The organism is Vibrio sp. RC2502 (assembly GCF_054850435.1).
In genome coordinates, this window is the sequence record NZ_CM141453.1 from 1,131,415 (window position 1) to 1,157,544 (window position 26,130).

Consider the following 26,130-nt stretch of genomic DNA (forward strand, 5'->3'; position numbering starts at 1 on the left):
AAAAAGCGAATATAGGTTACGCATGTTTAATGATTTTCCTTGGCTAAAGCCAGCATGGGAGAACCTCAAATCTGGGTTGGATTCAGATCGAATTCCTGGAGCTTTATTGCTGCAAAGTAATAAAGGCTTGGCAGTAGAAAAGCTTGTTGAGTTTTTTAGTCATGCACTTCTTTGTCAAAACTACAGCAGCGAAGCTTGTGGTTTCTGCCATAGCTGTCAACTGACGAAATCTCAAAGCCATCCAGATTTGCACTGGATTAGGCCAGAGAAAGAAGGCAAGGCGATTACGGTTGACCAAATTCGCGCTTGCAATCGTCTAGCTCATGAATCTTCTCAGCTGAATGGTTACCGTTTGTTTGTGATTGAGCCAGCCGATGCGATGAATGAATCCGCTTCTAATGCGCTATTAAAAACGCTGGAAGAACCGGGCGAAAAATGTTTGTTTTTGCTGGTCACTCATAATCAAGAAAGATTGCTACCGACGATTCGTAGCCGATGCCAGCATTGGGTTGTGACGCCGCCTTCAACCGTTCAAGCTATGCAGTGGATTGGGGAGCAAGGCTTGTCTCAAGTACCGGCTTTCGCACTGAAACTGAATATGGGTTCTCCATTAAAAACGCTTGAATCGTTGAAAAATGGTGAGCTAGAGGAGTATTCGGCTTTCGAACGTTGTTTGGTTGAAACACTGTTATCTCCGACGTCTGATGTATCCAAATGTGCATCGTTAATGGCAAAAAATCCAGACCAAGTGCTGGATTGGGCATGGTTGTTATTGACGGATGCTCAGAAGTCGCAGTTTGGTGTTGTAGACGAAGGCATACTGCCTGGTGCCGAGAAATTTAAGCCCCATCATTACGATGGGTTGTATGCATCAACAAAGAAACTCATGGAGCTCAAAGCGCAAATGCAAGCCTTTCCGGGTTTGAACCTTGAGCTACTATCAATGAACTGGTTAATTGAATCACGAGAGGCATTATGTTCGTAGATTCGCACTGTCATTTAGACAAATTGAATTACGATGATCTTCATATCAATATTGAAGACGTTATTAACAAAGCAAAGCAAGCTAACGTAAAAGAGCTGCTATCTGTAGGTGTTACGTTAGACTCATTTCCTAATATGTTGGAGATGATCGAACCTTACGAGAATGTGTACGCTTCTTGTGGTGTTCACCCATTGGATGTTGAGAGTGCGTTTTCCATGGAGACTTTGCGTCGCCATGCTAGCCACGAAAGAGTCGTTGCTATTGGCGAAACCGGATTGGACTACCATTACAAACCAGAAACAGCGGCGCTTCAAAAAGAGCGTTTTGAACAGCAGGTTGAGTTGGCGGTTGAACTGAACAAGCCGCTTATTATTCACACCCGCAATGCGCGTGAAGATACATTGGACATTCTACGTAATGGTGGTGCGGAGAAATGTGGTGGTGTCATTCATTGCTTTACTGAAGATCTTCCCTTTGCCGAAGCTGCTATGGATTTGGGTTTTTATATCTCGATTTCAGGCATCGTAACTTTTCGTCAAGCAACCGAGTTGAAAGAAGTGGTGAAAGCGTTGCCATTAGAGCGACTGTTGATTGAGACCGACTCACCATACTTGGCTCCAATTCCTCATCGAGGAAAAGAGAACCAACCGGCTTATGTTGTCGAGGTTGCCGCTTATATTGCGCAACTTAAGTCATGTGCACTGTCTGAAGTTGCGCATAAAACCACCGAAAACTTCCGAAATCTTTTTTTGCGATAAAAAATGACATCCGGTATTAAAAAGGAGCGAAAGCTCCTTTTTTTGTTTACAAATACGTCAGATGTACTCTTCATTTTAATGTTTACGAAAAATGTTGATTCAATAACATTCAAATTTCACAAATGTAATTTTGTTACTAAAAATAACATTGTTCTGTATTTTATTTACGCCTTAAAATTAATAATATAAATAATAAAATCTTTATAAAACAGTAATATAAGTTAAATGCAAACCTTTTCATTGACCGTTTTGGGGTGTGATCTAAGACTTGTTTTGAAACTAAATTTCGTAACTGTGTGGAAAGTTTGAGGGTCATCAATATATATTTAGAGCCGGAAAATATAATGCAGTTGTGGTTACATTTTCATTGGGTGCTAACCTTTAGGCTACGGGGGTGTGCCGTTAGTGCCCAAATAATACTTATAAATTTATCAGGAGCATAAACATGTTTAAGAACCTTTTTGCTAACCTGCAAAAAGTTGGTAAGGCGCTGATGCTTCCAGTATCAGTTTTACCAGTTGCAGGTATTTTACTAGGTGTTGGTGCTGCCCACCTAAGCTTTATTCCAGAGATCGTTTCTAACCTTATGGAACAAGCTGGTGGTTCAGTATTCGGCCAAATGGCACTTCTATTCGCTGTAGGTGTTGCACTAGGCTTCACAAACAACGATGGTGTAGCTGGTCTAGCTGCTATTGTTGGTTACGGCATCATGACAGCAACACTAGGTGTTATGGCTGGCGTAATGGGCGTTGAAAAAATCGATACAGGTGTACTAGGTGGTATCCTTGTCGGTGGTGTTGCTGCTTGGGCATTCAACCGTTTCTTCAAAATTCAACTTCCAGAATACCTTGGCTTCTTTGCAGGTAAGCGTGCAGTGCCAATCATCACTGGTTTTGCAGCGATCATCCTTGGTGTAATTCTTTCTGTAATTTGGCCACCAATCGGCGGTGCAATCTCTGCATTCTCTGACTGGGCTGCGCACCAAAACCCACAACTAGCATTCGGTATCTACGGTGTTGTTGAGCGTTCACTAATCCCATTCGGTCTACACCACGTTTGGAACGTACCTTTCTTCTTCGAAGCTGGTACTTGTGTTAACGCAGCAGGCGAAACTCAACACGGCGTTCTAACTTGTTACCTAGTTGCTGATGAAGCATCTCGTGCTGCTGGTAATGGCTTCGGTCAGTTAGCGGGTGGTTACATGTTCAAGATGTTCGGTCTACCAGCTGCAGCAATCGCAATTGCTCACTGTGCTAAACCTGAAAACCGCGCGAAAGTAATGGGTATCATGGCGTCAGCTGCTCTGACTTCATTCCTAACAGGTATTACTGAGCCAATCGAATTCTCATTCCTATTCGTTGCTCCTGTTCTATACGGTATCCACGCTCTACTAGCTGGTTCTGCATACATCGTTGCTAACACTCTAGGCTTTGTACACGGTACATCTTTCTCTCATGGTCTGATCGACTTCCTAGTTCTATCTGGTAACGCTCAGAAGATGGGTCTGATGATCGCTGTTGGTCTAGTTTACGCAGTAATCTACTACGTAGTGTTCCGTGCAGTAATCACAGCTCTTGACCTAAAAACTCCTGGTCGTGAAGATGAAACTGAAGAAGCTGCGGCGACTTCTAGTTCAGACATGGCAGGTGAGCTTGTTGCAGCATTCGGCGGCAAAGCAAACATCACTGGTCTAGACGCATGTATCACTCGTCTACGTGTTGCTGTTGCAGATACTGCTGCGGTTGACCAAGACAAACTAAAACAACTTGGCGCTGCTGGTGTTGTAGTTGTTGCAGGTGGTGTTCAGGCTATCTTCGGTACTAAGTCTGACAACCTAAAAACTGAAATGGATGAGTGGATCCGTAACCACGGTTAATCCCCAACATTCATTGTTTTGAAAGGAGGCTAAGGCCTCCTTTTTTGTATATTGCTGAATAACTTATTATCTATTGCCTGCCTACCTGACTTTCTTGCCTATATTTTTTGCCTATTGGTTTCATAAGTACGACCTAGGCTCACCTTATTGAACCTTGTGATCTCAAACTCATCTTTACTTTTGTCGGCTTTTTCGTACAAACCGTTTACTCGCTGATGACATAACAAATATTGAACATGTTTGAATTATGCACGATGTTTTTTTAAGAATTGATAACGTGTATGAAGAATAAAATTATCTTAGCAGTGGGTCTTATTTCTAGCTCGGCAATGGCGGCTAACGAGCCTGCTAATCTGTCTGTCGGTATGGCAGTAGACCAGCAATTGAGCGTGGTTGTGGAAGTTGACAACAAGTATCGAGGTATCATTGGCAACGATGGCATGGCGTTCGACTATATTGCGAAGCGTGGTGCGTTTGACCAGAATATGCCAATCACTTGGTATGTCGGGGTTGGTGGCTGGTATGAGTGGGATGACGAATTTGGTATTCGTGTTCCACTTGGCGTGAACTGGGACCTATCGAAAGGGTGGGACGTTTATGCGCAGATCCATCCTGAGCTCGATCTCTATAAAGGCCCTGACTTACAGTTGGGTGGGGCTGTTGGTGTGAAATACAGCTTCTAGCTCTCAAATAAAAAATGCCGGCATAGATGCCGGCATTTTGTGTCTGATTAAGACGGAATTTCAATCTTACTGTTTGTTCATCGCACGTTTGATGCAGATAGCTGCACCGCCCCAAGTGATGCCCAAACCAAGAACCATCATAATGATTGCGCTAACGGTCATTTTACTGCCTCCTTGCGGTTTGCTGCGTTGATAAGTAAGCCAAAGATAAAGAGTGCGGCAATGATTGCCCAACCTAGAGTTAGATCGTAGCCACCATAGCCTTCTGTAAATAGCGCATAAAGCTTTGTTGCCAAGATGATTGCTAGCATGATTGGTGTGACAAAGCGTAAACAAATCTCAAACCATTGACCGATAGAGAAGTCAGAACGCTCATTCACGTAGCCGCGTACTTCTGGTACACGATTTAGCAACCAAGCCATCAATACGATTTCAATCAAGCCACCAACCATAATACCAACGTTGTTTGCAAAGTGATCGACTAAGTCTAGTAGCAGTAGGCCACCGTTGGTCGCAAATGCCATCGACACAACAAAGCCCGTGCCGATTACCACATTTGCTGCTTTCTTACGGCTCCACTTTAACTTATCGATAATGGCTGACGTCACTGCTTCCATAATCGAAATGTGTGAACTTAGACCGGCCACAACAAGCGCAAAGAAGAACAGCGGGCCAAGAATGTAAGGCGCTGGCAATAGGTTAATTGCCGCAGGTAACGTCACAAAGGCAAGGCCTACGCCGGCAGATACAACTTCTGTTAGTGGTTTACCTTGCTCTTGAGCCATGTAACCCAATACCGAGAAGATCATGATACCTGCAAGGATAGAGAAACCACAGTTGATCAGTACGGTCATAAAGGCGTTGTTTGTGATGTCAGACTTCTCAGGCAAGTAGCTTGAGTAGGCCAACATAATTGCAAAGCCGATACTTAGGGTAAAGAAGATTTGACCATACGCGGCAGCCCATACTTTTACGTCCCAAATCTTGCTGAAATCGGGTTCGAACATATAGTTCACACCATCGAGTGCACCTGGTAGGAATACCATGCGACCGATCAGAAATAGAACCATCAAGAATAGGATTGGCATCATGATTTTTGATGCGCGTTCGATGCCGGACTTAACGCCACTTGCAATGGCAATGTAAGTGACAGCCCAAGCAATGGTCATCGCTATAGCAATTTTCCATTGAATACCGCCTAAGTTTGTTGGTGAGTTATCACCTAACTTTAGGTATTCGCTAAAGAAAAACGCGTTAGTGTCGGTTCCCCAACTTTGAGTAAACGACATACCAAAGTAAGAGATAGACCAACCAATTACCGCAACATAGTAAACGGCAATAACAGCAGCAACGCCAACTTGGAACCAGCCAAGCCATTCAAACTTCGAATGGATTTTTGCTAGTGTTTTCGGTGCTGAACCACGGTATTTTTGTCCCATACTGAACTCAAGGATCATGAATGGGATACCGGCAGTGATCATGGCAAAAAGGTAAGGAATAAAAAATGCGCCGCCACCGTTTTCGTAAGCCATGTATGGGAAACGCCAAATGTTACCCAATCCGATGGCTGACCCGACTGCTGCTAAGATGAATCCTGCACGGGATCCCCATTGTTCTCGCTTCATATCTGACTCCTATACGACTCCCTAAGGAATGAAGCTCTCTCAGTTGATCTGCAATCCCTGCTAAATTGTTAAAAGAAAGGACAACTGTTATCCGTCAGTTTTATGATCCTAAATTCTAACTTGTCATTAATTTGCAGAGTTATGTTTTGCCTAACGTAAGAGAAGTTAGAGATTAACTCTTATTATGTTGATGTGTGTTTGATAAAACTGAAATATTTATCTGTTTTCGTTATTCAGACTAACTTCTAATAATACAGAGCGCAATAGATTCTAAATGTTAACAGTAGTGTTTTGTGTGGTTTTAATGTTGTTAAATAGTGAGAAAATAGGTGATCTGAAAGGTTGGTTAGGCGGTTTAGTGAAATAAATGACTGCTATATTGCTATTTGAATGGTCTTATGGACTATTTTTATCATTTAGGGCGTACGACTATCTTTTGCACACCCTATAGATAATGTTCCGGTTAATTTGCCTCAGTTAAAAGCGAAAACTAAAGCCTACGTTTGACTGAAATTGGTTCATCCAATCAGTATCGAATTTGATGATGCAGCTTGAACCATCAGATGGCAATGTACATGCGCCAGATGTGTCATTATCTACGACCGTACCTAACCAGCGTACTTGTGCCGTTAGAGCAAAGTTTTTTGAAAATGCGTACTCTAACCCGGCAAAAGCACTGGCAGAAAAACCGTATTTTTTATCAGCCCAGTCGACGTCGGTGTAAGACCCGCCAACCCCCAACCCTACATAGCTTTGCCAACCTTCAGCGAGGGGATAGTAAATACTGCTTTGGAATTGTAAATAATGGATATCGGCGGAGTTCGACAACTCTTTGAGTTCTGTCGGTTGTGCAGAATAGAAAAGGCCGATTTTTCCCATTTCAAAAGGTGTTTCTATTGATAAGGCGTAACTGAGGGCAGGGTCTATGTCATAGGTGTTTTTGTTTTCATCTTCGACTTGCCCGCCGCCAGTAAAGCCAATAAATGGGGTTACGATAACATTTGCTTGTGCGCTCAATGCGCAGCTCATTAACATGCCCCCAACTAGCCAACTGAGTTTATTCTTCATGTCCTATCTCCTTATTATGACTAAGCTAATTGTGATGGCTTAGTCAAAATCGCGCGACTAAATTAACCAAATCTTGAACATGTTTCACACTGGTGTTATTAATTTGTTACAGGTCAAGGAGGCGTTTATGGAACACGATCTAAAATCCGCACTAATCATTGTCGTCAGTGTTTTCGCAGTGCTTTTGTCGTTCGGAATTATTGCGATTACGACGGCCTAACAATAAGCATCAGAAAACTGGCGTGAGCCGATGATACGTAACAGCGGTATAATCACCGAAAGCCATACAGAGCTCGATATAGAAGTTTATGAGCACTTTAGACATGGCAAAACTGCTCTAGTCACACAAGGAGGAGGGCAGCGAGGGATTTTTACCGCTGGAGTGTTGGACGCACTACTCCTTTCTAATTTCGATCCTTTCGATGAGTTTTACGGCACTTCTGCCGGTGCTCTAAACCTTTGCTCGTATTTATGTCGTCAACATGGCATGGGTAAAGCGTTCATTACCGAACTTACTACTTCTCCTGAGTTTTTTAATCTTTTCCGCTACATTCGTAAGCAACAATACTTGAGTCTTGAGTGGGCGCTAGAAAGAATCCAAGATTTTCCTTACAAACTGGATCTCGATTTAGGGCGTAAGACCTTGGCTGGAAGAGGGGCGTTTGCAGCCGTTACGAACGTGGAAAATTTATCCGATCAGTATTTGCCGATTCTTGGGGACGATTGGTTCCACACCATGCTAGCCACTTGTGCGATTCCTAAGTTGTACCATGGCCCTGTCGATGTAAATGGGCAAAAGTTTGTGGATGGTGGTGTTTCCGCCTCGATTCCGGTTCAAGAAGCGTGGCGACAAAATGCGCGCAACATTATTGTGATTCGCACAGAACCCTTCTCTGAGATAGAGGCGAGGGCGCAAAGTGAAATCGGAGACGTGCCAGTAGAATGGTATCGCGAATCCATAAACTCGGTGCAGCAATCTTGGCAACAAAAAGTCAGCCAGTGGAAGTCTGACTGGACGTCTTTCTTCCAACAAAAAATTAATACTGCGCACCAGTCTAAGTTAACTGGGAAAATGCTTCTCAACGGTGGTCGTTGGTTATTTGGGGCTGATAATTTGTATCGATTAAGCCATTTGATTGGTGAGAATTTTGATTCTGGCTTGGCCGATATGCTGATGATTCACTATCAGACCTTTGAGCTAACGCAGGCGTTTTTATCAAACCCACCGGACGACACGTTTATTTTGCAAATTGCGCCCAAAGAGGGCTTGAAATCTTCTTCACTCCTGAGTGAACCAGAAGCGTTAGAGCATGATTATCAATTGGGCTTGCAAGCCGGGTTTAATCTGGTTCAGTTGTACGATCAACTGAATATGGATCTTGAAGGTCGAGAAAGCGCTTAAGCTAGCGTAAGTCACCTAAGCGATAAACAAAAAAGGGCTCCACTGGAGCCCTTAGCATTTCTATTACGTTAGACTGGCAGAATACGCATACAGTTGGTTGAACCAACGACGTCCATCACGTCACCTTGAGTGATGATCACTAAGTCACCTTCATGTAGGTAACCTTGATCTTTGAGGCTGGAAATTGCGGCTTGAGCGGTTGGTAAGCCCGCATCGCATTTCGCATCAAAGTACACTGGCGTCACGCCACGATATAACGCTGCGCGGTTGAGCGTCGATTCGTTACGCGATAAAGCAAAAATTGGCAAACCCGAGCTTAGGCGTGACATCATCAAAGCAGTTCTTCCTGATTCTGTTAATGCAATCATCGCTTTGATGCCTTCCATGTGGTTCGCTGAGTACATGGTTGCCATTGCAATGGTCTCTTCTGCTGTTTCAAAGGTGCGGTCGAGACGGTAGGTCGATAGACTTGCTTCAGACATCTTTTCTGCGCCAATACAGACATCCGCCATTGATTTCACGGTCTCTACCGGATATTGACCGGCAGCGGTCTCTCCAGACAGCATCACGGCATCGGTGCCATCCAAAACGGCGTTTGCTACGTCCATGACTTCTGCACGCGTTGGCATTGGGCTATTGATCATCGATTCCATCATTTGAGTTGCAGTAATGACGACGCGGTTCAAACTGCGAGCTCGACGAATGAGTTTTTTCTGAACACCGATCAGCTCAGGATCGCCAATCTCAACCCCTAAATCGCCGCGAGCGACCATCACGACGTCAGAAGCTAGGATGATATCGTCAATCGACTCGCTCGTGGCGACGGTTTCTGCACGTTCTACTTTTGCGACGAGTTTTGCTTCTAAGCCGGCATCCCGGGCCAAGCGTCTGGCATAGTGCATGTCCTCGCCATTGCGTGGGAAAGAAATGGCCAAATAGTCGACCTTAATTTCTGCGGCTGTGATGATGTCAGCTTTGTCTTTTTCCGTGAGTGCATCGGCTGATAAGCCACCGCCTTTTTTGTTGATGCCCTTGTTGTTGGATAATGGACCACCAACGGTCACACGGGTATGGACTTTATTTCCTTCTACGCTGGTGACTTGCAATTGAACTCTGCCATCATCAAGCAGTAGAATGTCGTTCGGTGAAACATCTTGAGGCAGTTCTTTGTAATCCAAACCAACGGATTCTTGGTTCCCTTCGCCTTTTGGTAAGTCGCTATCTAGTGTGAATTTATCGCCGACTTTGAGTGTGATTTTACCGTCTTTAAAGGTCGAAACACGAATTTTAGGTCCCTGTAAATCGCCAAGAATGGCAACCTGACGCCCTAATCTTGCGGCAATCGCGCGTACTTTTTTAGCGCGTTGAATGTGGTCTTCACTTGTACCGTGAGAAAAGTTCATACGAACGACGTTCGCACCAGCTTTAATGATCTCCTCCAGCACATTGTCTTTATCAGTTGAAGGGCCAAGAGTGGTGACAATTTTCGTTCTTCTTAATTTGGAAGTCATAAATTCTCCGAAGAATGCAGGTGTAGGACAAGGTAACTCAAATTTTATTCTTACTTAATCTAACCACTGTCGAGGTCTGTATTTTCTAAGCTCGATGCCAGTTAGGTATAAGTATATGCACAGATTGTTTGCATGAAGAGTGACACTGGCTAAAACAGACGGATAATACATAGAGGACTAACGAGTTAGCGAAAACCTCTTTGTAGGGATGCTCTGTGGTCGCTTATGTTGCTCTCCTAATTTGAAGAATAAAATAAGTTATTTTTCAAACAATTTAACAGGAGTAGATTTCCCGTTATTTGATTGAATACACAAACAAACATGTTTATACGTGATGCTTGTCACGGGGATTTATTAATTCACTTCACAATTACTTCGCAAAGTAAAAAAATTGTCTCGTTATAGAATTTCGGAGTGCAAGATGTACATGGCTCAACCGGGCCATATTGATCATATCAAACAGGTCAATGCTGGTCGTGTATATAAACTTATTGACCTAAAAGGTCCAATTTCTCGAATTGATTTGTCGAAGCAAAGTGAGCTTGCGCCTGCGAGTATCACCAAAATCACCCGAGAATTAATCGAAGCACACTTGATTCATGAAACTACCGTACAAGAGGCGACAAGTCGTGGTCGTCCTGCCGTAGGCCTACAAGTAAACAACGAAGGTTGGCAGTTTCTGTCGATGCGTTTAGGTCGTGGCTATCTGACTATTGCTCTGCATGAGTTGGGTGGCGATGTCTTGATCGATACCAAAATCGAAATTCATGAACGTGACCAAGACGATGTTCTTGAGCGTCTGCTCTACGAAATTGACGACTTTTTTCAGACGTATGCCGATCAACTAGATCGCGTTACTAGCATCGCGATTACGCTTCCAGGCCTTGTAAACTCTGAGCAGGGCGTGGTGCTACAAATGCCTCACTATAACGTCGAAAACCTTGCTTTAGGGCCAGAGATTTACAAAGCGACGGGTTTGCCGGTCTTTATTGCCAACGATACGCGTGCTTGGGCTTTAGCTGAAAAGCTCTTTGGTCATTCCCAAGAAAATGACAACTCTGTTCTTATTTCGATTCACCATGGTTTAGGCGCCGGTATCATTCTTGATGGGCGAGTTCTTCAAGGCCGCCACGGTAATATCGGTGAACTAGGGCATATTCAAATTGATCCCAACGGGAAGCGATGTCACTGTGGCAACATTGGTTGCTTAGAGACGGTTGCCAGCTCGCAAGCGATTCGTGAAGAAGTGGTGAGACGCATCTCTGAAGGTGAAGCCTCTATTCTCGCGGAGCAAGAAGAGATGAGCATCGAAAGTATCTGTGAAGCCGCGGCAAATGGCGATCCTCTCGCGGTTGATGTGATTGAAAAATTGGGACGCTATTTAGGTTCTGCAATTGCTATCGTGATCAACTTGTTTAACCCAGAAAAGATTTTGATTGGTGGGGTAATTAACCAAGCGAAAGAGGTGCTTTATCCGGCCGTTCGCCGTTGTATTGAAGAACAAAGCTTGCCTGTTTATCACCAAGATCTTGAGCTGGTGGAATCTCGCTTTTATAAACAAGCGACGATGCCGGGCGCTGCGCTGATAAAACAAGCTCTGTATGATGGGCAGTTGTTAATGAAGGTGGTGGAAGGTTAATCACTTCTTTCTATCTTTAATTTGATTTAGGGTGTGGCTCAAGAGCGCACCCTTTTTTGATCTTAAAAAGCCATCAAATGACGAATCTGAGCAGCAGTGCATTGCTATGTGCACGTCATTGATGTAATTTGCACTTATATCTAATTTGTCTCATGATGTTAAACGTATCAAGCTAACGTATTGAGTTTACTTAGATATCTATACACTCATTAAAAAACGTCGCCTTGTATTCTCAGCAAGGTTTCCAATAAAGAGTGAAAAATAATCGTTCAGAATTTAGGTAGTAGTATGTCCGGAGTTTTAAATACGGTTGATCAGCGTACGAACTTAGTGGGTGAAAACCGACTAGAACTTTTGCTGTTCACGTTAAACAGTCGTCAGTTATTTGCGATTAATGTGTTCAAAGTGAAAGAGGTGATAAAGCTTCCGCCGTTGACTAAGCTGCCTGGTTCACACTACAACATCCGTGGTGTTGCTTCTCTTCGAGGTGAAGCTGTACCTGTGATTGATTTGCGTTGTTCGATTGGTTTTCCTCCTCTGCGTGGAGAAGCGGAAGAAGAAAACTTGATCGTGACGGAATATAACCGTTCGGTGCAGGGTTTCCTTGTTGGTCCGGTACGTAACATCATCAATACCGCATGGACTGAAATTCAGCCGCCGCCATCGACTTCTGGACGTTCCAACTACCTCACAGCTATCACCCAAGTGAAAGATGGTGATACTTCTCAAATCGTTGAGATTATTGACGTTGAGAAAGTGTTGGCGGAAATCGTTCATTATGATGTCACTATCTCAGAAGATATCTTAGATCACGACTTATCGCAGTCGATGGTTGGACGTAACGTTCTTATCGTAGACGACTCTTCGACAGCAAGAAACCAAGTACGTGACACCCTTTCTCAATTGGGTATGAACATCATCGAGTGCCGAGATGGTTTAGAGGCATTAACGGTGCTCAAACGTTGGTGTGATGAAGGTCGTGATGTTGAAAAAGAGCTGTTAATGATGATCACGGACGCTGAAATGCCAGAGATGGATGGTTACAAATTGACTCACGAAGTCCGTAGCGATCCTCGTATGTCGAAGTTGTTCATCACATTGAACACGTCACTCAGCGGTAGCTTTAACGAGGCGATGGTGCAAAAGGTAGGCTGTGATCGTTTTATCTCAAAATTCCAGCCAGATTTGTTAGTTGAAGTAGCACAAGATCGTTTGCGTCAGGTGCTTTCTACAAACGCCTAACTCATCAATGAATGTAAACAAAGGGAGGGTAACCTCCCTTTGTTGTATCTACTCATTCTTAATGGAAGTCACGAGACTTACTCTGCAAGTTGGATAAGTAATGAGTACAGTCAATCAATTTACCCGCAATGACGTGGATGACTTCTCCCTCTCGTTCCAAAATACCTTTTACCATCAATATTTTTGAGGTGAGGTAAGCTTGCTTTTGCGCTCTTGCCGTCGCACTCCATACCACAACGTTAATGTTGCCAGTGTCATCTTCTAAGGTGAAAAATGTAACGCCTGCTGCAGTGCCTGGGGACTGCCTTCCGGTGACGACACCTGCCACAGTCACAAGCGATTTATGCTCTTTATCAACCAATTGCTTCATACGCGTAAAGCGAGGAAGTATCCCCGCTTCTTCTAGCAGGGTAATTGGATGTCGGTTCAGCGAAAGACCGGTACTGGCATAGTCTTCAATAAGGCTTTCATATTCAGATGGCTGTGCTTGATAGCCAACGCTTGGCTCTTCGATATGATGAAACAAAGGCAAATCGGACAGTGAATCCATCGCTGCCCAACGTGCGTTATAACGGTTACCCGATAAGATCTGAAAGGCATTTGCAGAAGCTAATAATTCGATATCACGACGACTTCTCAAGATTTGTTTGACCTCCTGTATTGAGTGATAGCCCGTTTTTGGTCGTCGTTCGACTAAGCGAGTCGCGCTTTCCTCATTAAAGCCTTTAACCAATCGAAAGCCCAGTTGCACACCAAGTCGGCCATTGGGGCGTTGAATCAAATGATGTTGGTAATAGGAATGATTGACACAGATAGGCAGAACTTCGACGCCGTGACGACGAGCGTCTTGCACCAATTGAGAAGGGCTGTAAAACCCCATTGGCTGGCTGTTTAACAGTGCCGTATAAAACTCTGCGGGATAGTAGTATTTTAGCCATGCCGAGCAATACGCCAAAACGGCGAAAGACGCTGAATGACTTTCTGGAAATCCGTATTCACCAAAGCCACAAATTTGTTCAAAAATGCGCTCCGCAAATGCTAAGTCGTAACCTCGCTCTTGCATGCCATTGAGCAGCTTAGGCTTAAACTTGGCTAAATCACCATTCTTTTTCCATGACGCCATGGCTCGACGAAGTTGATCGGCCTCGCCACCACTAAACCCCGCAGCGACCATGGCAAGTTTGATGACTTGTTCTTGGAAGATAGGCACGCCCATGGTTCTTTCTAAAACGCTTTTCACTGCTTCTGATGGATAGCTGACAGGCTCTTCGCCGTTGCGCCTTTTCAAAAACGGGTGAACCATGTCGCCTTGAATCGGCCCTGGACGTACGATCGCGATTTGAATAACTAAGTCGTAATAACAAGCTGGTTTTAAGCGAGGCAGCATGCTCATTTGCGCGCGAGATTCTATTTGAAAAACGCCAACGGTGTCTGCTTTTTGGAGCATGCGATATACATGAGGATCATCTTGTCGGCTAGTGATCTCAGCAATTGAAAGTGATCGCTGGTGGTGTTTCTCAATTAATTGAAAGCATTTACGGATAGCATTGAGCATCCCGAGCGCCAATACATCGACTTTCAGAAGCTCTAAGCTTTCGAGATCGTCCTTATCCCATTGAATGATAGTTCGATCTTCCATTGCTGCATTTTCAACGGGCACCAATTCATATAATGGACCCGATGAAATCACGAAGCCGCCGACATGCTGAGAAAGATGACGAGGAAAACCAATAATCTCGTTCACCAGTTGGATAAACTGCTGACCTTTGAGCGATTCCGGTTGCAAACCAAGCTCAATAATTTGTGCTTGCCAACCTTGGCTACGATCTCGGCGGTTAACATTTTTGATGAAAAAATCCAATTGGGTCTCTTCAATACCTAACGCTTTTCCGACCTCACGTACCGCACTTTTGAAGCGATAACTGATCACTGTTGCGGCAAGAGCGGCACGCTCACGCCCGTATTTTTTATAAATGTATTGAATGACTTCTTCACGGCGCTCGTGTTCGAAGTCAACGTCGATATCTGGTGGCTCTTTGCGTTCCTTACTGATAAATCGTTCGAACAAGACGGAGATTTGTCTTGGATCGACGGCGGTGATTTCTAAGCAGTAACACACGACGGAATTCGCCGCTGATCCTCGGCCTTGATAAAGAATGCCTTGCTGTTTAGCAAACATGACGATGTCATGAATGGTTAAAAAGTAATAATGGTACTTGAGGTCTTCTATCAACCTCAGTTCGTTTTCGATGGTTTGGTTGATGTCCTCCGGCACGCCTTCAGGAAAGCGACGCTCTTTACCTTGTTCCACCAACATTCGTAAGTAAGAATTTGGTGTATAGCCATTAGGAATCAGTTCTGTAGGGTATTCGTATTTCAGATCAGACAATTTGAATTCGCACAAATCCGCGATGTACTTACTTTCCTCTAGCCACTCTGGTTTGTAGATACGAATCAACTTATTCAGTGGTCGTAATGCGCGTTCAGCATTAGAAAGACGTTCAAAGCCCAGCTTATCAACACTGCAACCATGCTTAATGGCGGTGAGTATATGTTGTAAAGGCAGGCGCTCAGCCGTGTGCATGAGTACGCCGCCACAAGCTGTAATAGGCAGTTGCAATTCGTGAGCTAGCTTCTCGCAGTGATTTGTGTAGGCATCATCGTCGCCACCAAGGTGACGTTGAATCGCAACCCATAGTCGATTGTTATGGTGTTGATTGAGCCAGCGCCCCCAGTAATGGTCACTCGCTTGGTGGGTAGGAAGCCACAATACTAAGCAGTGACGAATCGACATCAGATCCCACTCAGAAAGCTGATAACTGCCTTTTTCGCTGCGTCGTCTCGCGTTAGTGATGATACGGCACATCTCAGCATAAGCTTTACGGCAGGGGCAAAGTAGGACTATTTGGCACTCTTCGTTGAGCCAGAACATACTGCCGACGATCTGTTTGATATCAAGTTTATGCTGCTCAATCGTTGCATGGGCTTTGACCACGCCAGCGACCGAGCACTCGTCAGTAATCGCGATGGCATGGTAGCGATAAAAAGCCGCTTGCAACACAAGCTCTTCTGCATGAGAAGCGCCAGTGAGGAAAGAGAAATTAGACTGACAAAATAATTCTGCGTAACTCATAACGACTCAACAAAAATAGCCATGAAGAAACCAATGTTTATGTTGATCGCGAAATACCCATAACCAGCGACCTTGCTTGGTATGAGCAATGTAGTAATCGCGCATAATTTCGTCGCCATCCCACCATCCGGATACGATTCGTTCTGGTCCATGCACCAGCGATACTTGTTCTTGCAGAGCAATTGGGGCAGACAGTTGCATTGCTGGGCGTAGCAAACCTGGGATGCTATGAGTGGGTACGTCTGGCTCATCGGCTAGTCGGTATTGGCTGGCTTTCTCCGGTCTTGGGTCGCAGGCAATATCTGGCTTGAGCACTGCACTTTTCCCAAGTTTAGCTTGGAGTAAAGAGAGCAGTTCTAACGCATTCATCTGTCCTTTTGGCCCAGAAAAAAGATCTCGCGCAGCACTTAAAGGCTCACCCTGACGAACAACTTTGAGTGTCAAACCTACCACCGCTCCATTAAGCGTGAGCGACTCTAAGCTCAAACTCACCAGTTGTTGCCAGCGATGACATAGATAATCGCCTTGAGCTGAGGTGAGTTGAAGATGCTGCTCGTGTTTATCGCGTTGATGGAGCGTTAAGCGAAGTTCAAAGGCGACTTTGTCTCGCAATTTTAGAAAGGTTTCGAGTTGGCGAAGGAGCTTTGCTAACGGTTTTTCAATCCATTGAACGTTTTCGATCTCAAACAGTAACTCCAAATACACTTGGAACGACTCGCTTGGATGGTAAAAGTCGACAGGGTGTTTGAACTGACCAGTAAGTCGTCCGACGTAGTTGACTAAATCAATATCAAAACGGCGAGCGATGTCTTGCAATGGCAATTCCAGTAACTCTTGCAGCGTTGTTACGCCCACTCGTTGGAGTTTTTCAACATTGGAGGGCGATAAATCGGTTAGGGTTAATGGCAACGGAAATAAAGCTTTTTGGATAGAAGTTTTATCTTCGCTAAGCACATTCGCACCAGATAACGCCATCAATTTAGCGGAAAAAGGTGAGAAGCCACAACCAAACTGAAAGCTCAATTTTAGTTCATCTAAATGAGTTCGGATTTTATTCCAATAGTTTTGTAATCCTTCATAGAGATTAAGCATTGGCGTCGCACGCAGCAAAATACCTTGGTTTGGCATCAATACGACATCAGAAGTGACCAAATACATCCATTGAGCCACCTCTTGCAACTTATTCCACTCCGTTTGTGGGTGGTAAGGATGCACTTGCAAGTCATGGCACAAAGACGCAGCACTGCCTAAGCCCATATTTGGCTTAATGCCTTGCTGCTCGGCCGTCTCGTTGTATTGAATAATCCGGCAGCGTTGACTTTCGACAATGACGACCGGGTGCTCTTGGTTGTTGCCAAACAGCGCATCCAACTGTAGGCGAGGGAAGTGCAAGTAGATCCACAAAACCATATGATTATCCTTGATTCGCCAATGGGAAGTTCACCACAGTCGATGGGATATGAGTCATCACTGGCATCACCAACTGCGGGTAATCATGTTGAAAGTCGATATTGATACTGCCTTTGTTCCAGCCCCCTTTGCGTTTCAATACTTCCACATTTACGCCCTGTTCATGACCTTGCAGCTTTAAGCTCAATGACACAGGTAGGGACAAGCGATTTGCCATGCTCGGTTTGAGCATAAAAAGCGGACAAGCGCCTTGTTCACTGGCAACCTGTAAGCGTTTTACTTGGTGGATTTCTAGTTCGTCTTGCCATAGCAATACGTTGGCACAAACACCACTTTTCAGACACTGTTCTGCGGCCCACAAAGCATCTCGATGATGTGTAGGATTTACGACCCAAACTTGGTTTATATCTAAGCCAATATTGTGTAGAAAAAGCGAATTCATTAACGCTGGAGGTTGAATGAATGCGGTTACCCCTCTCGAAAGAGACGCTTTTAGATATGGAGCGAGTAAACGCAGTTCACCAATACTGCCTACGGATTCCATCTCTACCACACCGTGAGAAGGAAAGCCGCCACCAAGCAATTCATCTAGCTCAGCAAAACCGGAGCTGCTTAGGAATTGATGGTCGTCCGCTTTTGTTAAATTGGCCTGCCAAACAAGATGCTGGCTTTTTAAGTGTTGTATGATGTCTTGCATAAATAAAATACCTGTATATATATACAGTATATTTCTATGATGAAAACACGCAAGATTTTTGTCAGTGAGAAAATGAAAAAAGGCAGCGTTTGCTGCCTTTTTAATCGATTATGTGAGATTGTGATAATGTATTACTTACGCTTAGGTTGGGCGTCAATACACTGGCCGTGTATGTCTGTCATCGCAGGATCCATCAAATGCAGATACAGCGGCATAATGTCTAGCGGTGTTTTCAGCGTGTTCGCGTCTTCACCTGGGTACGCTTTCTCACGCATGCGAGTTCGAGTCGCACCAGGGTTAATTGCGTTAACGCGCATTGGCGTGTCACTCAACTCGTCCGCCAATACTTGCATCATACCTTCTACTGCGAACTTAGATATCGCATATGGACCCCAAAAAGCACGGCCAGAATGGCCAACGGTAGAAGAGGTAAAGATAATGCGACCTGCTTCAGATTTACGCATGACAGGCAGTAGCGCTTGAGTCATCAGCACCTCGGCTTTTACGTTAATCTGCATGATGTCATCGAAGTCCTCTTCATTGATCTGCTCGAACGGACATAATGCGCTAAGAACACCAGCATTGTGTAATAAACCATCTAGTTGACCAAATTGACCTTCAATGGTTTCCGCCATATCAATGTAGTTTTGCTTGGTCGCGCCTTTTAAATCGAGAGGGATGATCGCGGCTTGTGGGTAACCTGCGGCTTCAATTTCGTCGTAGATGGATTCAAGATTCTTAACGTTTCGGCCCAATAGAATCACAGTCGCACCGTGCTTGGCGTAAGAAAGCGCCGCTTGGCGGCCAATGCCATTACCGGCACCAGTAACAAGAATGACTTTACCTTTTAGGGCATCTTTTGAAACGGAGTAGTTCACGGTATTTAATCCTTATTATTGTAAGAGGGTCCATGTAGTGGGTTAGCGCTAAAATACGCCTGTTTCTCAATGGAAAATCTTGGTAATCGTGACAAGTTGGTTACAATACACCAATTCATGTGTTATACCAATTCCAGAACTTTCGTTAGGTATGCTATCAATCAGAACAAGTGGTTACAAACCACGTTGCCTTCTCTCTGATTTATCGGTGTAGCATAGCGACGTATTCGCTGGAATGAGATAAAGGAGCTCTCATTGGAATTTTTATTAGATTACGGCTTATTCTTGGCCAAGATTGTGACAGTTGTTGCTGCGATCATTGTCATTCTCATCCTTGTTAAATCGGTTGGTAGTAAATCGGGCGCTGCAAAAGGCGAACTCGAAGTAACGAATCTTTCTGAACAGCACAAGCAATCTATCGAGCAACTTGAGCACTATTTGCATGACGATGCTTTTATCAAAGCTCGTGACAAAGCGGTGAAGAAAGAAGAAAAAGAGAAGAACAAATCTCGCGAGAAAGAAATCAAACAAGCGAGCAAAGAGGGGGCGCTAGACAGCAAACGCGAACCACACCTGTTTGTTCTTGATTTCAACGGTAGCATCGATGCAAAAGAAGTCGCGTCTCTACGTGAAGAAATCACTGCCATTTTGGCTGTTGCTCGTGAAGGCGATGAAGTATTGCTTCGTCTAGAGTCTGGTGGTGGTATGGTTCATGGTTACGGCTTAGCCTCCTCTCAACTTGATCGCATCAAAGCTGCCGGACTTCCTCTGACCATCTCGGTTGATAAAGTAGCAGCAAGTGGCGGTTACATGATGGCTTGTGTAGCAGACAAAATTGTTTCTGCACCATTTGCGATTGTGGGTTCGATTGGTGTCATCGCACAAATTCCAAACTTCAATAAGCTGCTGAAAAAGCACGACATCGAGTACGAGCAGTTAACGGCTGGTGAATACAAACGCACGCTAACCATGTTTGGTGAAAACACCGACAAAGCACGTGATAAATTCAAGCAAGAGCTAGAAGAAACGCACGTATTGTTCAAAGACTTCATCCGTGAGCGTCGTCCAAGTTTAGAATTGGAAAAAGTGGCGACGGGTGAGCACTGGTTTGGTACTCAAGCTAAAGAGTTGGGACTAGTGGATGAAATCAGCACCTCTGATGATCTTGTTGTTGCTGCGTGCAAAGAAAAAACAGTGTTAGCCGTTCATTACGTGCAGAAGAAAAAATTGGCAGACAAGCTTGCTGGTGTAGCAAGTAAAGTCGCTGACAGTGTTGTGCTTAAACTTGCAGAGCGTGGTCAAAAACCAATTGTCTAATCAATGAGATAATTCGGTCATTCAACATGGCGAGAGTGAAAACTCTCGCCATTTTTATTGGAACTAATTTGTCTACAAACGACTCAATATCCAGTACTTATTTTTATGTGTCCTGATGAACCCAAGTGAGCATTGGGTGTAATGCTTTACACGACATTTTTCCTCGCTCCAGAAGGCGATTACCCGTATAATACGCGCCTCGAAAACCGAGCAAATTGCTAAAAAGAAACTATAGGTGGAGAAGAACATGTCCTCTCAAACTCCGGTTGTAACCGTAGATGGACCTAGTGGTGCAGGTAAAGGCACTTTATGTATGTTGCTGGCGAAAAAGTTGGGTTTCCAACTCTTAGACTCTGGCGCAATTTATCGTGTACTTGCACTCGCTGCGATTCACCACGGTGTTGATACTGAGTCTGAAGATGCTCTTGTCCCGCTAGCGACACACCTAGACGTCCAATTTATCGCCGAAGGTGACCTAGTGAAGGTTATCTTAGAAGGTGAAGATGTCTCAGGTGAGCTTCGTAAAGAAGAAACGGGTATGGCAGCGTCTAAAGTGGCTGCATTACCACGCGTTCGCGAAGCATTATTGCGCCGTCAGCGTGCATTTGAAGCCGCTCCTGGCCTTGTTGCTGATGGTCGTGATATGGGTACGGTTGTATTCCCAAGTGCTCAAGCAAAAATTTTCCTTGATGCAAGCGCGGAAGAGCGTGCAAATCGACGCCTTAAACAGTTGCAAGATAAAGGGTTAGATGTTAGATTTGCTGACCTTTTAAGCGAGATCCAAGAGCGTGACGACCGAGATCGTAACCGCCCAGTGGCGCCACTACGCCCTGCAGAGGATGCGCTTGTGCTAGATTCTACGTCGATGACTATCGACGAAGTAGTAGAAAAGGCACTACAATATATCGAATCGAAGCTAGCTGAGTAATGATACTCGGCTAAGCTAAGAGCGTTGGTCGCAAGGATGATGACCGGCGAATTTAATAACCCCATGAGGTAGGATACCCGTGGACGTTTAATTTATTGAAGATTAAATAAATGACTGAATCTTTTGCTCAACTCTTTGAAGAGTTTCTAAACGAAACAGAATTCCAACAAGGCAGCATCGTTAAAGGTACTGTAGTAGCTATCGAGAACGGTTTCGTTCTTGTTGACGCTGGTCTTAAGTCTGAATCTGCTATCCCTGCTGAACAGTTCAAGAACGCTGCTGGCGAACTTGAAGTTGAAGTTGGCGCTGAAGTAGACGTAGCTCTAGACGCTGTTGAAGATGGTTTCGGTGAAACTCAACTTTCTCGTGAGAAAGCTAAGCGTCACGAAGCTTGGATCGTTCTTGAGAAAGCTTACGAAGAAGCTGAAACTGTTGTTGGTATCATCAACGGTAAAGTTAAAGGCGGTTTCACTGTTGAACTAAACGGTATCCGTGCTTTCCTTCCTGGCTCTCTAGTAGACGTACGTCCAATCCGCGACACTGCTCACCTAGAAAACAAAGAGCTAGAGTTCAAAGTTATCAAACTTGACCAAAAACGTAACAACGTAGTTGTTTCACGTCGTGCTGTTATCGAATCTGAAAACAGCGTTGAGCGTGACGAGCTTCTAGAAACTCTACAAGAAGGTTCTGAAGTTAAAGGTATCGTTAAGAACCTTACTGACTACGGTGCGTTCGTTGACCTAGGTGGCGTTGACGGTCTTCTACATATCACAGATATGGCTTGGAAGCGCGTTAAGCACCCATCTGAAATCGTTAACGTTGGTGACGAGATCCAAGTTAAAGTTCTTAAGTTCGATCGTGAGCGTACTCGCGTATCACTAGGTCTTAAGCAACTAGGCGAAGATCCATGGGTAGCAATCGCTAAGCGTTACCCAGAAGGTCACAAACTAACTGGTCGCGTAACTAACCTAACTGACTACGGCTGCTTCGTTGAAATCGAAGAAGGCGTTGAAGGTCTAGTACACGTTTCTGAAATGGATTGGACTAACAAGAACATCCACCCTTCTAAAGTTGTTAATGTTGGCGACGAAGTTGAGGTTATGGTTCTTGAAATCGACGAAGAACGTCGTCGTATCTCTCTAGGTCTGAAACAGTGTAAAGCTAACCCATGGCAGTCATTCGCTGAAGCACAAGCTAAAGGCGACAAAGTTACTGGTAAGATCAAGTCAATCACTGACTTCGGTATCTTCATCGGTCTAGAAGGCGGCATCGACGGTCTAGTTCACCTATCTGACATTTCTTGGAATGTTGCTGGCGAAGAAGCTGTACGTGAGTACAAGAAAGGCGACGAGATCTCTGCAGTTGTTCTAGCAGTAGACGCTGAGCGTGAGCGTATCTCTCTAGGCATCAAGCAAATGGAAAACGACCCATTCAATGCTTACGTTGCTGACAACAAGAAAGGTACTCTAGTTAACGCTACTGTAACTGCAGTTGACGCTAAAGGTGCTACTGTTGAAATCGCAGAAGGCGTTGAAGGTTACATCCGTGCTTCTGAAGTATCTCGCGATCGCGTAGAAGATGCTTCTCTAATCCTAAGCGCTGGTGATGTTGTTGAAGCTAAGTTCACAGGTGTAGACCGTAAGAACCGCGTAATCAACCTATCTATCAAAGCTAAAGACGAAGCTGAAGAGCAAGAAGCAATGGCATCTATCAACAAGCAAGACGAAGCTGCTTTTGGTAATGCAATGGCTGACGCTTTCAAAGCTGCTAAAGGCGAATAATATACTCGCTTAAGCTAAAAAGGAGCCGCAAGGCTCCTTTTTTATGTTCAAAGTAGTAATACTAATGCTGGTAAACTATCTTAATAAAAGGCATTTCATCATTACGCAATTTGCGTAAATTTTGTCTAGAATTGTTAGCAAGTGTTTGTTGGAATTAGTATTACTTACTATAATGAGTGATAAAGATACTCAAAGAGGGCAACTATGACTAAGTCTGAACTGATTGAAAGACTCTGCGCTGAGCAAACACATTTATCAGCGAAAGAGGTAGAGGATGCTGTAAAAGATATTTTAGAGCACATGGCCTCTACACTAGAGAGCGGTGATCGTATCGAGATCCGTGGCTTTGGTAGTTTTTCTCTTCATTACCGTGAGCCTCGCGTCGGTCGTAACCCTAAAACGGGCGACAAAGTGGAATTGGAAGGTAAATACGTTCCACATTTCAAACCTGGTAAAGAGCTTCGTGAGCGTGTGAATCTAGGCTAACGCACTCTTATTGGATTAAAAAAGCGGCATACTTTTGTGTATGCCGCTTTTTTGTAATATCGCTTACGAAAATTCAATTAGGTCATTTCATACGCAAGTTGTGATACCCAAATAACTTTAACTTCTAGGGTGTGTCTACAAACCCAGCATCTTGAGGTTACTTGGGTATAGATTATTGCTAATATACGTAGTCTGAAGAAGCATTTTCCTGCATAATCTTACCTACTTACTCCTCGAAGGGTGATGTAAAATGAAAATTATAAAAATCGTTGCTGTTTTAGTTCTCTTTTTAGTTGCACTGGCTTTAGGCTCACAAAACCAAGAACTTGTGACCTTTAATTACCTTTTAGCGAAAGGAGAATTCCATTTATCAACGCTATTGGGCATGGTATTTGTGGTTGGTTTTGCTGTAGCTTGGGTTATCTTCGCTAGCATTCAACTAAAAACTCAGCTTCAAGTTCGACGTCTTAAAAAGAAACTGAAAAAGTACGAGCCGGCTGAAGCAGAAAAAACTGCAAAGCCAGCCATTGAAAAACAGGCATAAGGATAAGGCTTAACTTTAATGCTTGAACTACTCTTCTTGTTGTTGCCGATAGCGGCTGCGTATGGCTGGTACATGGGGCATCGCAGCGCTCAGCAAGACAAGCAGAAGCAATCTCATCAAATTTCCCGTCAGTATATGGCGGGTCTGAACTTACTGCTCTCTGATCAATCAGATAAAGCCGTAGACCACTTTATTGAATTGCTCCAAGTTGACAACGAAACGATTGATACTCACTTAGCGCTGGGTAATCTTTTCCGTTCTCGTGGTGAAGTCGACCGTGCTATTCGTATCCACCAAAATCTCATTTCTCGTTCTGGTTTGACTCTAGATCAGAAAAACTTAGCCCTGCAGCAGTTAGCGAAAGACTATATGGTGTCGGGGTTTTTAGACCGAGCTGAAAAAATCTTCGAACAATTAGTTGAAGAGCCCGATTACAAAGAGGCGGCGCTCCAACAGTTAGTCACTATTTACCAGCAAACGCGTGAATGGGAAAAAGCGATTCATTACGCCAATCAGCTAGCTAAAATGGGTAATCAGCGTAGTCGTATGCGTACAAATATTGCGCATTTTTGGTGTGAAATTGCCATGCTAGACCAAGCTGATGGCAATACGAATAAAGCTATCCAGCATTTCAAAAAAGCACTTTCCGAAGATCCAAAATGTGTTCGAGCAAGTATTTCGCTCGGCCGGATTTACTTGGAGTCAGAAGACTACAAACAAACCATTAAGTATCTAACGGGTGTATTGGAGCAAGACAAAGACTTTGTGAGCGATGTTTTGCCGACAATTGCTGAGTGCTATCACCATCTCGGGCAAGAGGATGAACTGGTCGAGTTTTTACGCGCCTGTATTGATAAAAAGGCAGGGGTGTCCGCGGAGTTGATGCTGGCTCAGTTAGTCGCTCACCATGAAAGCGTCGGCGCTGCCCAAGAATTGCTGACGAAACAGCTACTGAAAAATCCAACCATGAAGGGCTTTTATCGCCTGATTGACTACCACATTGCAGAGGCTGAAGACGGTCGCGCAAAAGACAGTTTATCTACATTACAAGCGATGGTTGGAGAACAATTAAAAGTAAAACCGCACTACCGATGCAGGAAGTGTGGCTTCTCTACTCATTCCCTTTATTGGCATTGTCCTTCCTGTAAAGGGTGGGGGACGATCAAGCCAATCCGCGGATTGGATGGTGAATAGTTTTAATGCAGCTGGCAGAGTTTCTGTCCGCTGCATTTTTTTAACCTTATGTCTAACAAGTAAAAGAACCAAAAATAATTAGGAGATGAAATGATCGACCAAAAAGTTATTGTCGCACTGGATTATGATAACCAAGCTGATGCGCTAGCGTTTGTAGATAGAATTGATCCTGCGTCATGTCGCCTAAAAGTCGGCAAGGAAATGTTTACGCTATTTGGTCCTGATTTCGTACGTGAACTCCACAAACGTGGTTTTTCCGTATTCCTGGATTTGAAATTTCATGATATCCCGAACACCTGTTCAAAAGCGGTACGCGCTGCTGCTGAGTTAGGTGTATGGATGGTGAACGTTCATGCAAGCGGTGGTGAGCGTATGATGACAGCATCACGTGAGATTCTTGAGCCATATGGTAAAGACCGTCCACTTCTGATTGGTGTAACGGTACTGACTAGCATGGAACAAAGTGACTTGGCAGGTATTGGTCTGAATGTCGAACCGCAAGAGCAAGTGATTCGTCTAGCGACATTGACTAAGAACTCAGGTCTCGATGGTGTAGTGTGCTCTGCGCAAGAATCTTCACTACTTAAAAATGAGCTAGGTAAAGAGTTTAAACTGATCACTCCAGGAATTCGTCCTGCTGGTTCTGAGCAAGGCGACCAACGTCGTATTATGACGCCAGTTGATGCTATTCAAGCGGGTTCTGACTACCTTGTTATTGGCCGTCCGATCACTCAGGCGACGGACCCTGCTGCCGTATTGAAATCTATCAACGACAGCTTAGCTAGCAAGTAATAACTCTCGAGCATTAAATGGATAAAGGTGAGGCTAGGATGCCTCACCTTTTTTCTTTCTCAGAACAACGAATTACCCGATGAGAACAAAGGTTCTACGGATTATTCTTAGTCCTACAGGGGAATGCACTATATCGATCACACTTTAATAACATAATTGATAATGATAAGCCGAAAATGCA

The 26,130-nt window shown here is 44.3% G+C and carries 23 protein-coding genes; 15 read left to right on the plus strand and 8 right to left on the minus strand.

The window, feature by feature from the left end; all coding sequences use genetic code 11:
* The first annotated feature begins 22 nt into the window (after positions 1 to 22).
* From ACYJZR_RS05320 to ACYJZR_RS05335, 4 genes are all read left to right on the plus strand, one after another.
* A complete protein-coding gene (locus tag ACYJZR_RS05320; RefSeq protein ID WP_140144143.1) occupies positions 23 to 985 on the plus strand; it encodes a DNA polymerase III subunit delta' in 963 nt (320 codons plus the stop codon).
* A complete protein-coding gene (locus ACYJZR_RS05325) occupies positions 976 to 1,743 on the plus strand; it encodes a TatD family hydrolase (protein ID WP_005483719.1) in 768 nt (255 codons plus the stop codon). The genes ACYJZR_RS05320 and ACYJZR_RS05325 overlap by 10 nt, the downstream gene beginning before the upstream one ends.
* Before the next feature lie 445 nt (positions 1,744 to 2,188).
* Positions 2,189 to 3,619 carry a PTS glucose transporter subunit IIBC gene (gene ptsG, locus ACYJZR_RS05330; protein WP_005453963.1) on the plus strand — a complete coding sequence of 477 codons (1,431 nt, stop codon included), beginning with the start codon at positions 2,189 to 2,191 and terminating at the stop codon, positions 3,617 to 3,619.
* Between the two features lie 281 nt (positions 3,620 to 3,900).
* Positions 3,901 to 4,302, plus strand: coding sequence for a hypothetical protein (locus ACYJZR_RS05335; protein WP_005453959.1), 402 nt, complete (start codon positions 3,901 to 3,903; stop codon positions 4,300 to 4,302).
* 66 nt (positions 4,303 to 4,368) lie between these two features.
* Here ACYJZR_RS05335 and ACYJZR_RS05340 read toward each other — a convergent pair whose 3' ends face one another.
* The 3 genes from ACYJZR_RS05340 to ACYJZR_RS05350 all read right to left on the minus strand — a co-directional run bounded on the left by ACYJZR_RS05340 (position 4,369) and on the right by ACYJZR_RS05350 (position 6,995).
* A complete protein-coding gene (locus ACYJZR_RS05340; RefSeq protein ID WP_005494570.1) occupies positions 4,369 to 4,464 on the minus strand; it encodes a MetS family NSS transporter small subunit in 96 nt (31 codons plus the stop codon).
* Positions 4,461 to 5,927, minus strand: a complete 1,467-nt coding sequence (locus tag ACYJZR_RS05345; RefSeq protein WP_005453956.1) for a sodium-dependent transporter — start codon at positions 5,925 to 5,927, stop codon at positions 4,461 to 4,463. Before ACYJZR_RS05345 ends, ACYJZR_RS05340 begins: the two co-directional genes overlap by 4 nt.
* A gap of 477 nt (positions 5,928 to 6,404) precedes the next feature.
* Positions 6,405 to 6,995, minus strand: a complete 591-nt coding sequence (locus ACYJZR_RS05350) for an outer membrane beta-barrel protein (protein WP_005494573.1) — start codon at positions 6,993 to 6,995, stop codon at positions 6,405 to 6,407.
* A gap of 127 nt (positions 6,996 to 7,122) precedes the next feature.
* Between ACYJZR_RS05350 and cydH the strand changes: the two genes are divergently transcribed.
* Together cydH and ACYJZR_RS05360 are read left to right on the plus strand one after the other, a co-directional pair.
* The gene (gene cydH / locus ACYJZR_RS05355; protein ID WP_005494575.1) at positions 7,123 to 7,215 is read left to right on the plus strand and encodes a cytochrome bd-I oxidase subunit CydH; all 93 of its coding nucleotides are present in this window, start codon (positions 7,123 to 7,125) and stop codon (positions 7,213 to 7,215) included.
* A gap of 30 nt (positions 7,216 to 7,245) precedes the next feature.
* The gene (locus ACYJZR_RS05360) at positions 7,246 to 8,397 is read left to right on the plus strand and encodes a patatin-like phospholipase family protein (protein WP_005453952.1); all 1,152 of its coding nucleotides are present in this window, start codon (positions 7,246 to 7,248) and stop codon (positions 8,395 to 8,397) included.
* Between the two features lie 68 nt (positions 8,398 to 8,465).
* On the opposite strand, the gene pyk is transcribed toward ACYJZR_RS05360, so the two are convergent.
* Positions 8,466 to 9,908: a pyruvate kinase gene (gene pyk / locus ACYJZR_RS05365; protein ID WP_005453949.1), complete on the minus strand. Its 1,443-nt coding sequence runs from the start codon at positions 9,906 to 9,908 to the stop codon at positions 8,466 to 8,468.
* 421 nt (positions 9,909 to 10,329) lie between these two features.
* On the opposite strand from pyk, the gene mlc reads away from it, so the two are divergent.
* Complete coding sequence (gene mlc, locus ACYJZR_RS05370) at positions 10,330 to 11,547, plus strand: sugar metabolism global transcriptional regulator Mlc (RefSeq protein WP_025525283.1); 1,218 nt, start codon at positions 10,330 to 10,332, stop codon at positions 11,545 to 11,547.
* 288 nt (positions 11,548 to 11,835) lie between these two features.
* Entirely contained in the window at positions 11,836 to 12,789 is a 954-nt protein-coding gene (locus ACYJZR_RS05375) for a chemotaxis protein CheV (protein WP_005494587.1), read from the plus strand.
* 58 nt (positions 12,790 to 12,847) lie between these two features.
* Here the strand turns inward: ACYJZR_RS05375 and ACYJZR_RS05380 are convergent, their stop codons facing one another.
* From ACYJZR_RS05380 to ACYJZR_RS05395, 4 genes are all read right to left on the minus strand, one after another.
* Entirely contained in the window at positions 12,848 to 15,922 is a 3,075-nt protein-coding gene (locus ACYJZR_RS05380) for an error-prone DNA polymerase (protein ID WP_406965946.1), read from the minus strand.
* Positions 15,923 to 15,928: 6 nt separating this feature from the next.
* The gene (locus tag ACYJZR_RS05385) at positions 15,929 to 17,332 is read right to left on the minus strand and encodes a Y-family DNA polymerase (protein WP_140082043.1); all 1,404 of its coding nucleotides are present in this window, start codon (positions 17,330 to 17,332) and stop codon (positions 15,929 to 15,931) included.
* 4 nt (positions 17,333 to 17,336) lie between these two features.
* Positions 17,337 to 18,029, minus strand: coding sequence for a translesion DNA synthesis-associated protein ImuA (gene imuA / locus ACYJZR_RS05390; RefSeq protein WP_021448897.1), 693 nt, complete (start codon positions 18,027 to 18,029; stop codon positions 17,337 to 17,339).
* A 131-nt stretch (positions 18,030 to 18,160) separates the two neighbouring features.
* Entirely contained in the window at positions 18,161 to 18,907 is a 747-nt protein-coding gene (locus ACYJZR_RS05395; RefSeq protein WP_015297024.1) for a YciK family oxidoreductase, read from the minus strand.
* A gap of 255 nt (positions 18,908 to 19,162) precedes the next feature.
* Here ACYJZR_RS05395 and sohB point away from each other — a divergent pair, with 255 nt between their 5' ends.
* From sohB to pyrF, 7 genes are all read left to right on the plus strand, one after another.
* Positions 19,163 to 20,224, plus strand: a complete 1,062-nt coding sequence (gene sohB / locus ACYJZR_RS05400) for a protease SohB (protein ID WP_005494599.1) — start codon at positions 19,163 to 19,165, stop codon at positions 20,222 to 20,224.
* 247 nt (positions 20,225 to 20,471) lie between these two features.
* Positions 20,472 to 21,152 carry a (d)CMP kinase gene (gene cmk / locus ACYJZR_RS05405; protein ID WP_011106010.1) on the plus strand — a complete coding sequence of 227 codons (681 nt, stop codon included), beginning with the start codon at positions 20,472 to 20,474 and terminating at the stop codon, positions 21,150 to 21,152.
* Positions 21,153 to 21,262: 110 nt separating this feature from the next.
* The gene (rpsA, locus tag ACYJZR_RS05410) at positions 21,263 to 22,933 is read left to right on the plus strand and encodes a 30S ribosomal protein S1 (RefSeq protein WP_005494602.1); all 1,671 of its coding nucleotides are present in this window, start codon (positions 21,263 to 21,265) and stop codon (positions 22,931 to 22,933) included.
* Positions 22,934 to 23,137: 204 nt separating this feature from the next.
* Positions 23,138 to 23,419 carry an integration host factor subunit beta gene (gene ihfB / locus ACYJZR_RS05415; protein WP_005491075.1) on the plus strand — a complete coding sequence of 94 codons (282 nt, stop codon included), beginning with the start codon at positions 23,138 to 23,140 and terminating at the stop codon, positions 23,417 to 23,419.
* Between the two features lie 250 nt (positions 23,420 to 23,669).
* The gene (locus ACYJZR_RS05420; protein WP_025794917.1) at positions 23,670 to 23,963 is read left to right on the plus strand and encodes a lipopolysaccharide assembly protein LapA domain-containing protein; all 294 of its coding nucleotides are present in this window, start codon (positions 23,670 to 23,672) and stop codon (positions 23,961 to 23,963) included.
* Positions 23,964 to 23,981: 18 nt separating this feature from the next.
* Positions 23,982 to 25,157 (plus strand): lipopolysaccharide assembly protein LapB, encoded by a 1,176-nt coding sequence (gene lapB / locus ACYJZR_RS05425; protein WP_005457985.1) that lies wholly within the window; start codon positions 23,982 to 23,984, stop codon positions 25,155 to 25,157.
* 90 nt (positions 25,158 to 25,247) lie between these two features.
* Entirely contained in the window at positions 25,248 to 25,949 is a 702-nt protein-coding gene (pyrF, locus tag ACYJZR_RS05430; RefSeq protein WP_025502055.1) for an orotidine-5'-phosphate decarboxylase, read from the plus strand.
* The last annotated feature ends 181 nt before the right edge of the window (positions 25,950 to 26,130 follow it).

What these genes read in the sequence shown, in the direction of transcription:
- ACYJZR_RS05325 (WP_005483719.1), top strand. Translation starts at nt 976, where the DNA reads ATGTTCGTAGATTCGCACTGTCATTTAGACAAATTGAATTACGATGAT.
- ACYJZR_RS05335 (WP_005453959.1), top strand. Translation starts at nt 3,901, where the DNA reads ATGAAGAATAAAATTATCTTAGCAGTGGGTCTTATTTCTAGCTCGGCA.
- ACYJZR_RS05320 (WP_140144143.1), top strand. Translation starts at nt 23, where the DNA reads ATGTTTAATGATTTTCCTTGGCTAAAGCCAGCATGGGAGAACCTCAAA.
- ACYJZR_RS05380 (WP_406965946.1), bottom strand. Translation starts at nt 15,922, where the DNA reads ATGAGTTACGCAGAATTATTTTGTCAGTCTAATTTCTCTTTCCTCACT.
- ACYJZR_RS05340 (WP_005494570.1), bottom strand. Translation starts at nt 4,464, where the DNA reads ATGACCGTTAGCGCAATCATTATGATGGTTCTTGGTTTGGGCATCACT.
- ACYJZR_RS05345 (WP_005453956.1), bottom strand. Translation starts at nt 5,927, where the DNA reads ATGAAGCGAGAACAATGGGGATCCCGTGCAGGATTCATCTTAGCAGCA.
- ACYJZR_RS05420 (WP_025794917.1), top strand. Translation starts at nt 23,670, where the DNA reads ATGAAAATTATAAAAATCGTTGCTGTTTTAGTTCTCTTTTTAGTTGCA.
- ACYJZR_RS05360 (WP_005453952.1), top strand. Translation starts at nt 7,246, where the DNA reads ATGATACGTAACAGCGGTATAATCACCGAAAGCCATACAGAGCTCGAT.
- ihfB (WP_005491075.1), top strand. Translation starts at nt 23,138, where the DNA reads ATGACTAAGTCTGAACTGATTGAAAGACTCTGCGCTGAGCAAACACAT.
- lapB (WP_005457985.1), top strand. Translation starts at nt 23,982, where the DNA reads ATGCTTGAACTACTCTTCTTGTTGTTGCCGATAGCGGCTGCGTATGGC.
- ACYJZR_RS05350 (WP_005494573.1), bottom strand. Translation starts at nt 6,995, where the DNA reads ATGAAGAATAAACTCAGTTGGCTAGTTGGGGGCATGTTAATGAGCTGC.
- imuA (WP_021448897.1), bottom strand. Translation starts at nt 18,029, where the DNA reads ATGCAAGACATCATACAACACTTAAAAAGCCAGCATCTTGTTTGGCAG.
- ptsG (WP_005453963.1), top strand. Translation starts at nt 2,189, where the DNA reads ATGTTTAAGAACCTTTTTGCTAACCTGCAAAAAGTTGGTAAGGCGCTG.
- pyrF (WP_025502055.1), top strand. Translation starts at nt 25,248, where the DNA reads ATGATCGACCAAAAAGTTATTGTCGCACTGGATTATGATAACCAAGCT.
- ACYJZR_RS05375 (WP_005494587.1), top strand. Translation starts at nt 11,836, where the DNA reads ATGTCCGGAGTTTTAAATACGGTTGATCAGCGTACGAACTTAGTGGGT.
- pyk (WP_005453949.1), bottom strand. Translation starts at nt 9,908, where the DNA reads ATGACTTCCAAATTAAGAAGAACGAAAATTGTCACCACTCTTGGCCCT.
- cydH (WP_005494575.1), top strand. Translation starts at nt 7,123, where the DNA reads ATGGAACACGATCTAAAATCCGCACTAATCATTGTCGTCAGTGTTTTC.
- cmk (WP_011106010.1), top strand. Translation starts at nt 20,472, where the DNA reads ATGTCCTCTCAAACTCCGGTTGTAACCGTAGATGGACCTAGTGGTGCA.
- ACYJZR_RS05385 (WP_140082043.1), bottom strand. Translation starts at nt 17,332, where the DNA reads ATGGTTTTGTGGATCTACTTGCACTTCCCTCGCCTACAGTTGGATGCG.
- rpsA (WP_005494602.1), top strand. Translation starts at nt 21,263, where the DNA reads ATGACTGAATCTTTTGCTCAACTCTTTGAAGAGTTTCTAAACGAAACA.
- mlc (WP_025525283.1), top strand. Translation starts at nt 10,330, where the DNA reads ATGTACATGGCTCAACCGGGCCATATTGATCATATCAAACAGGTCAAT.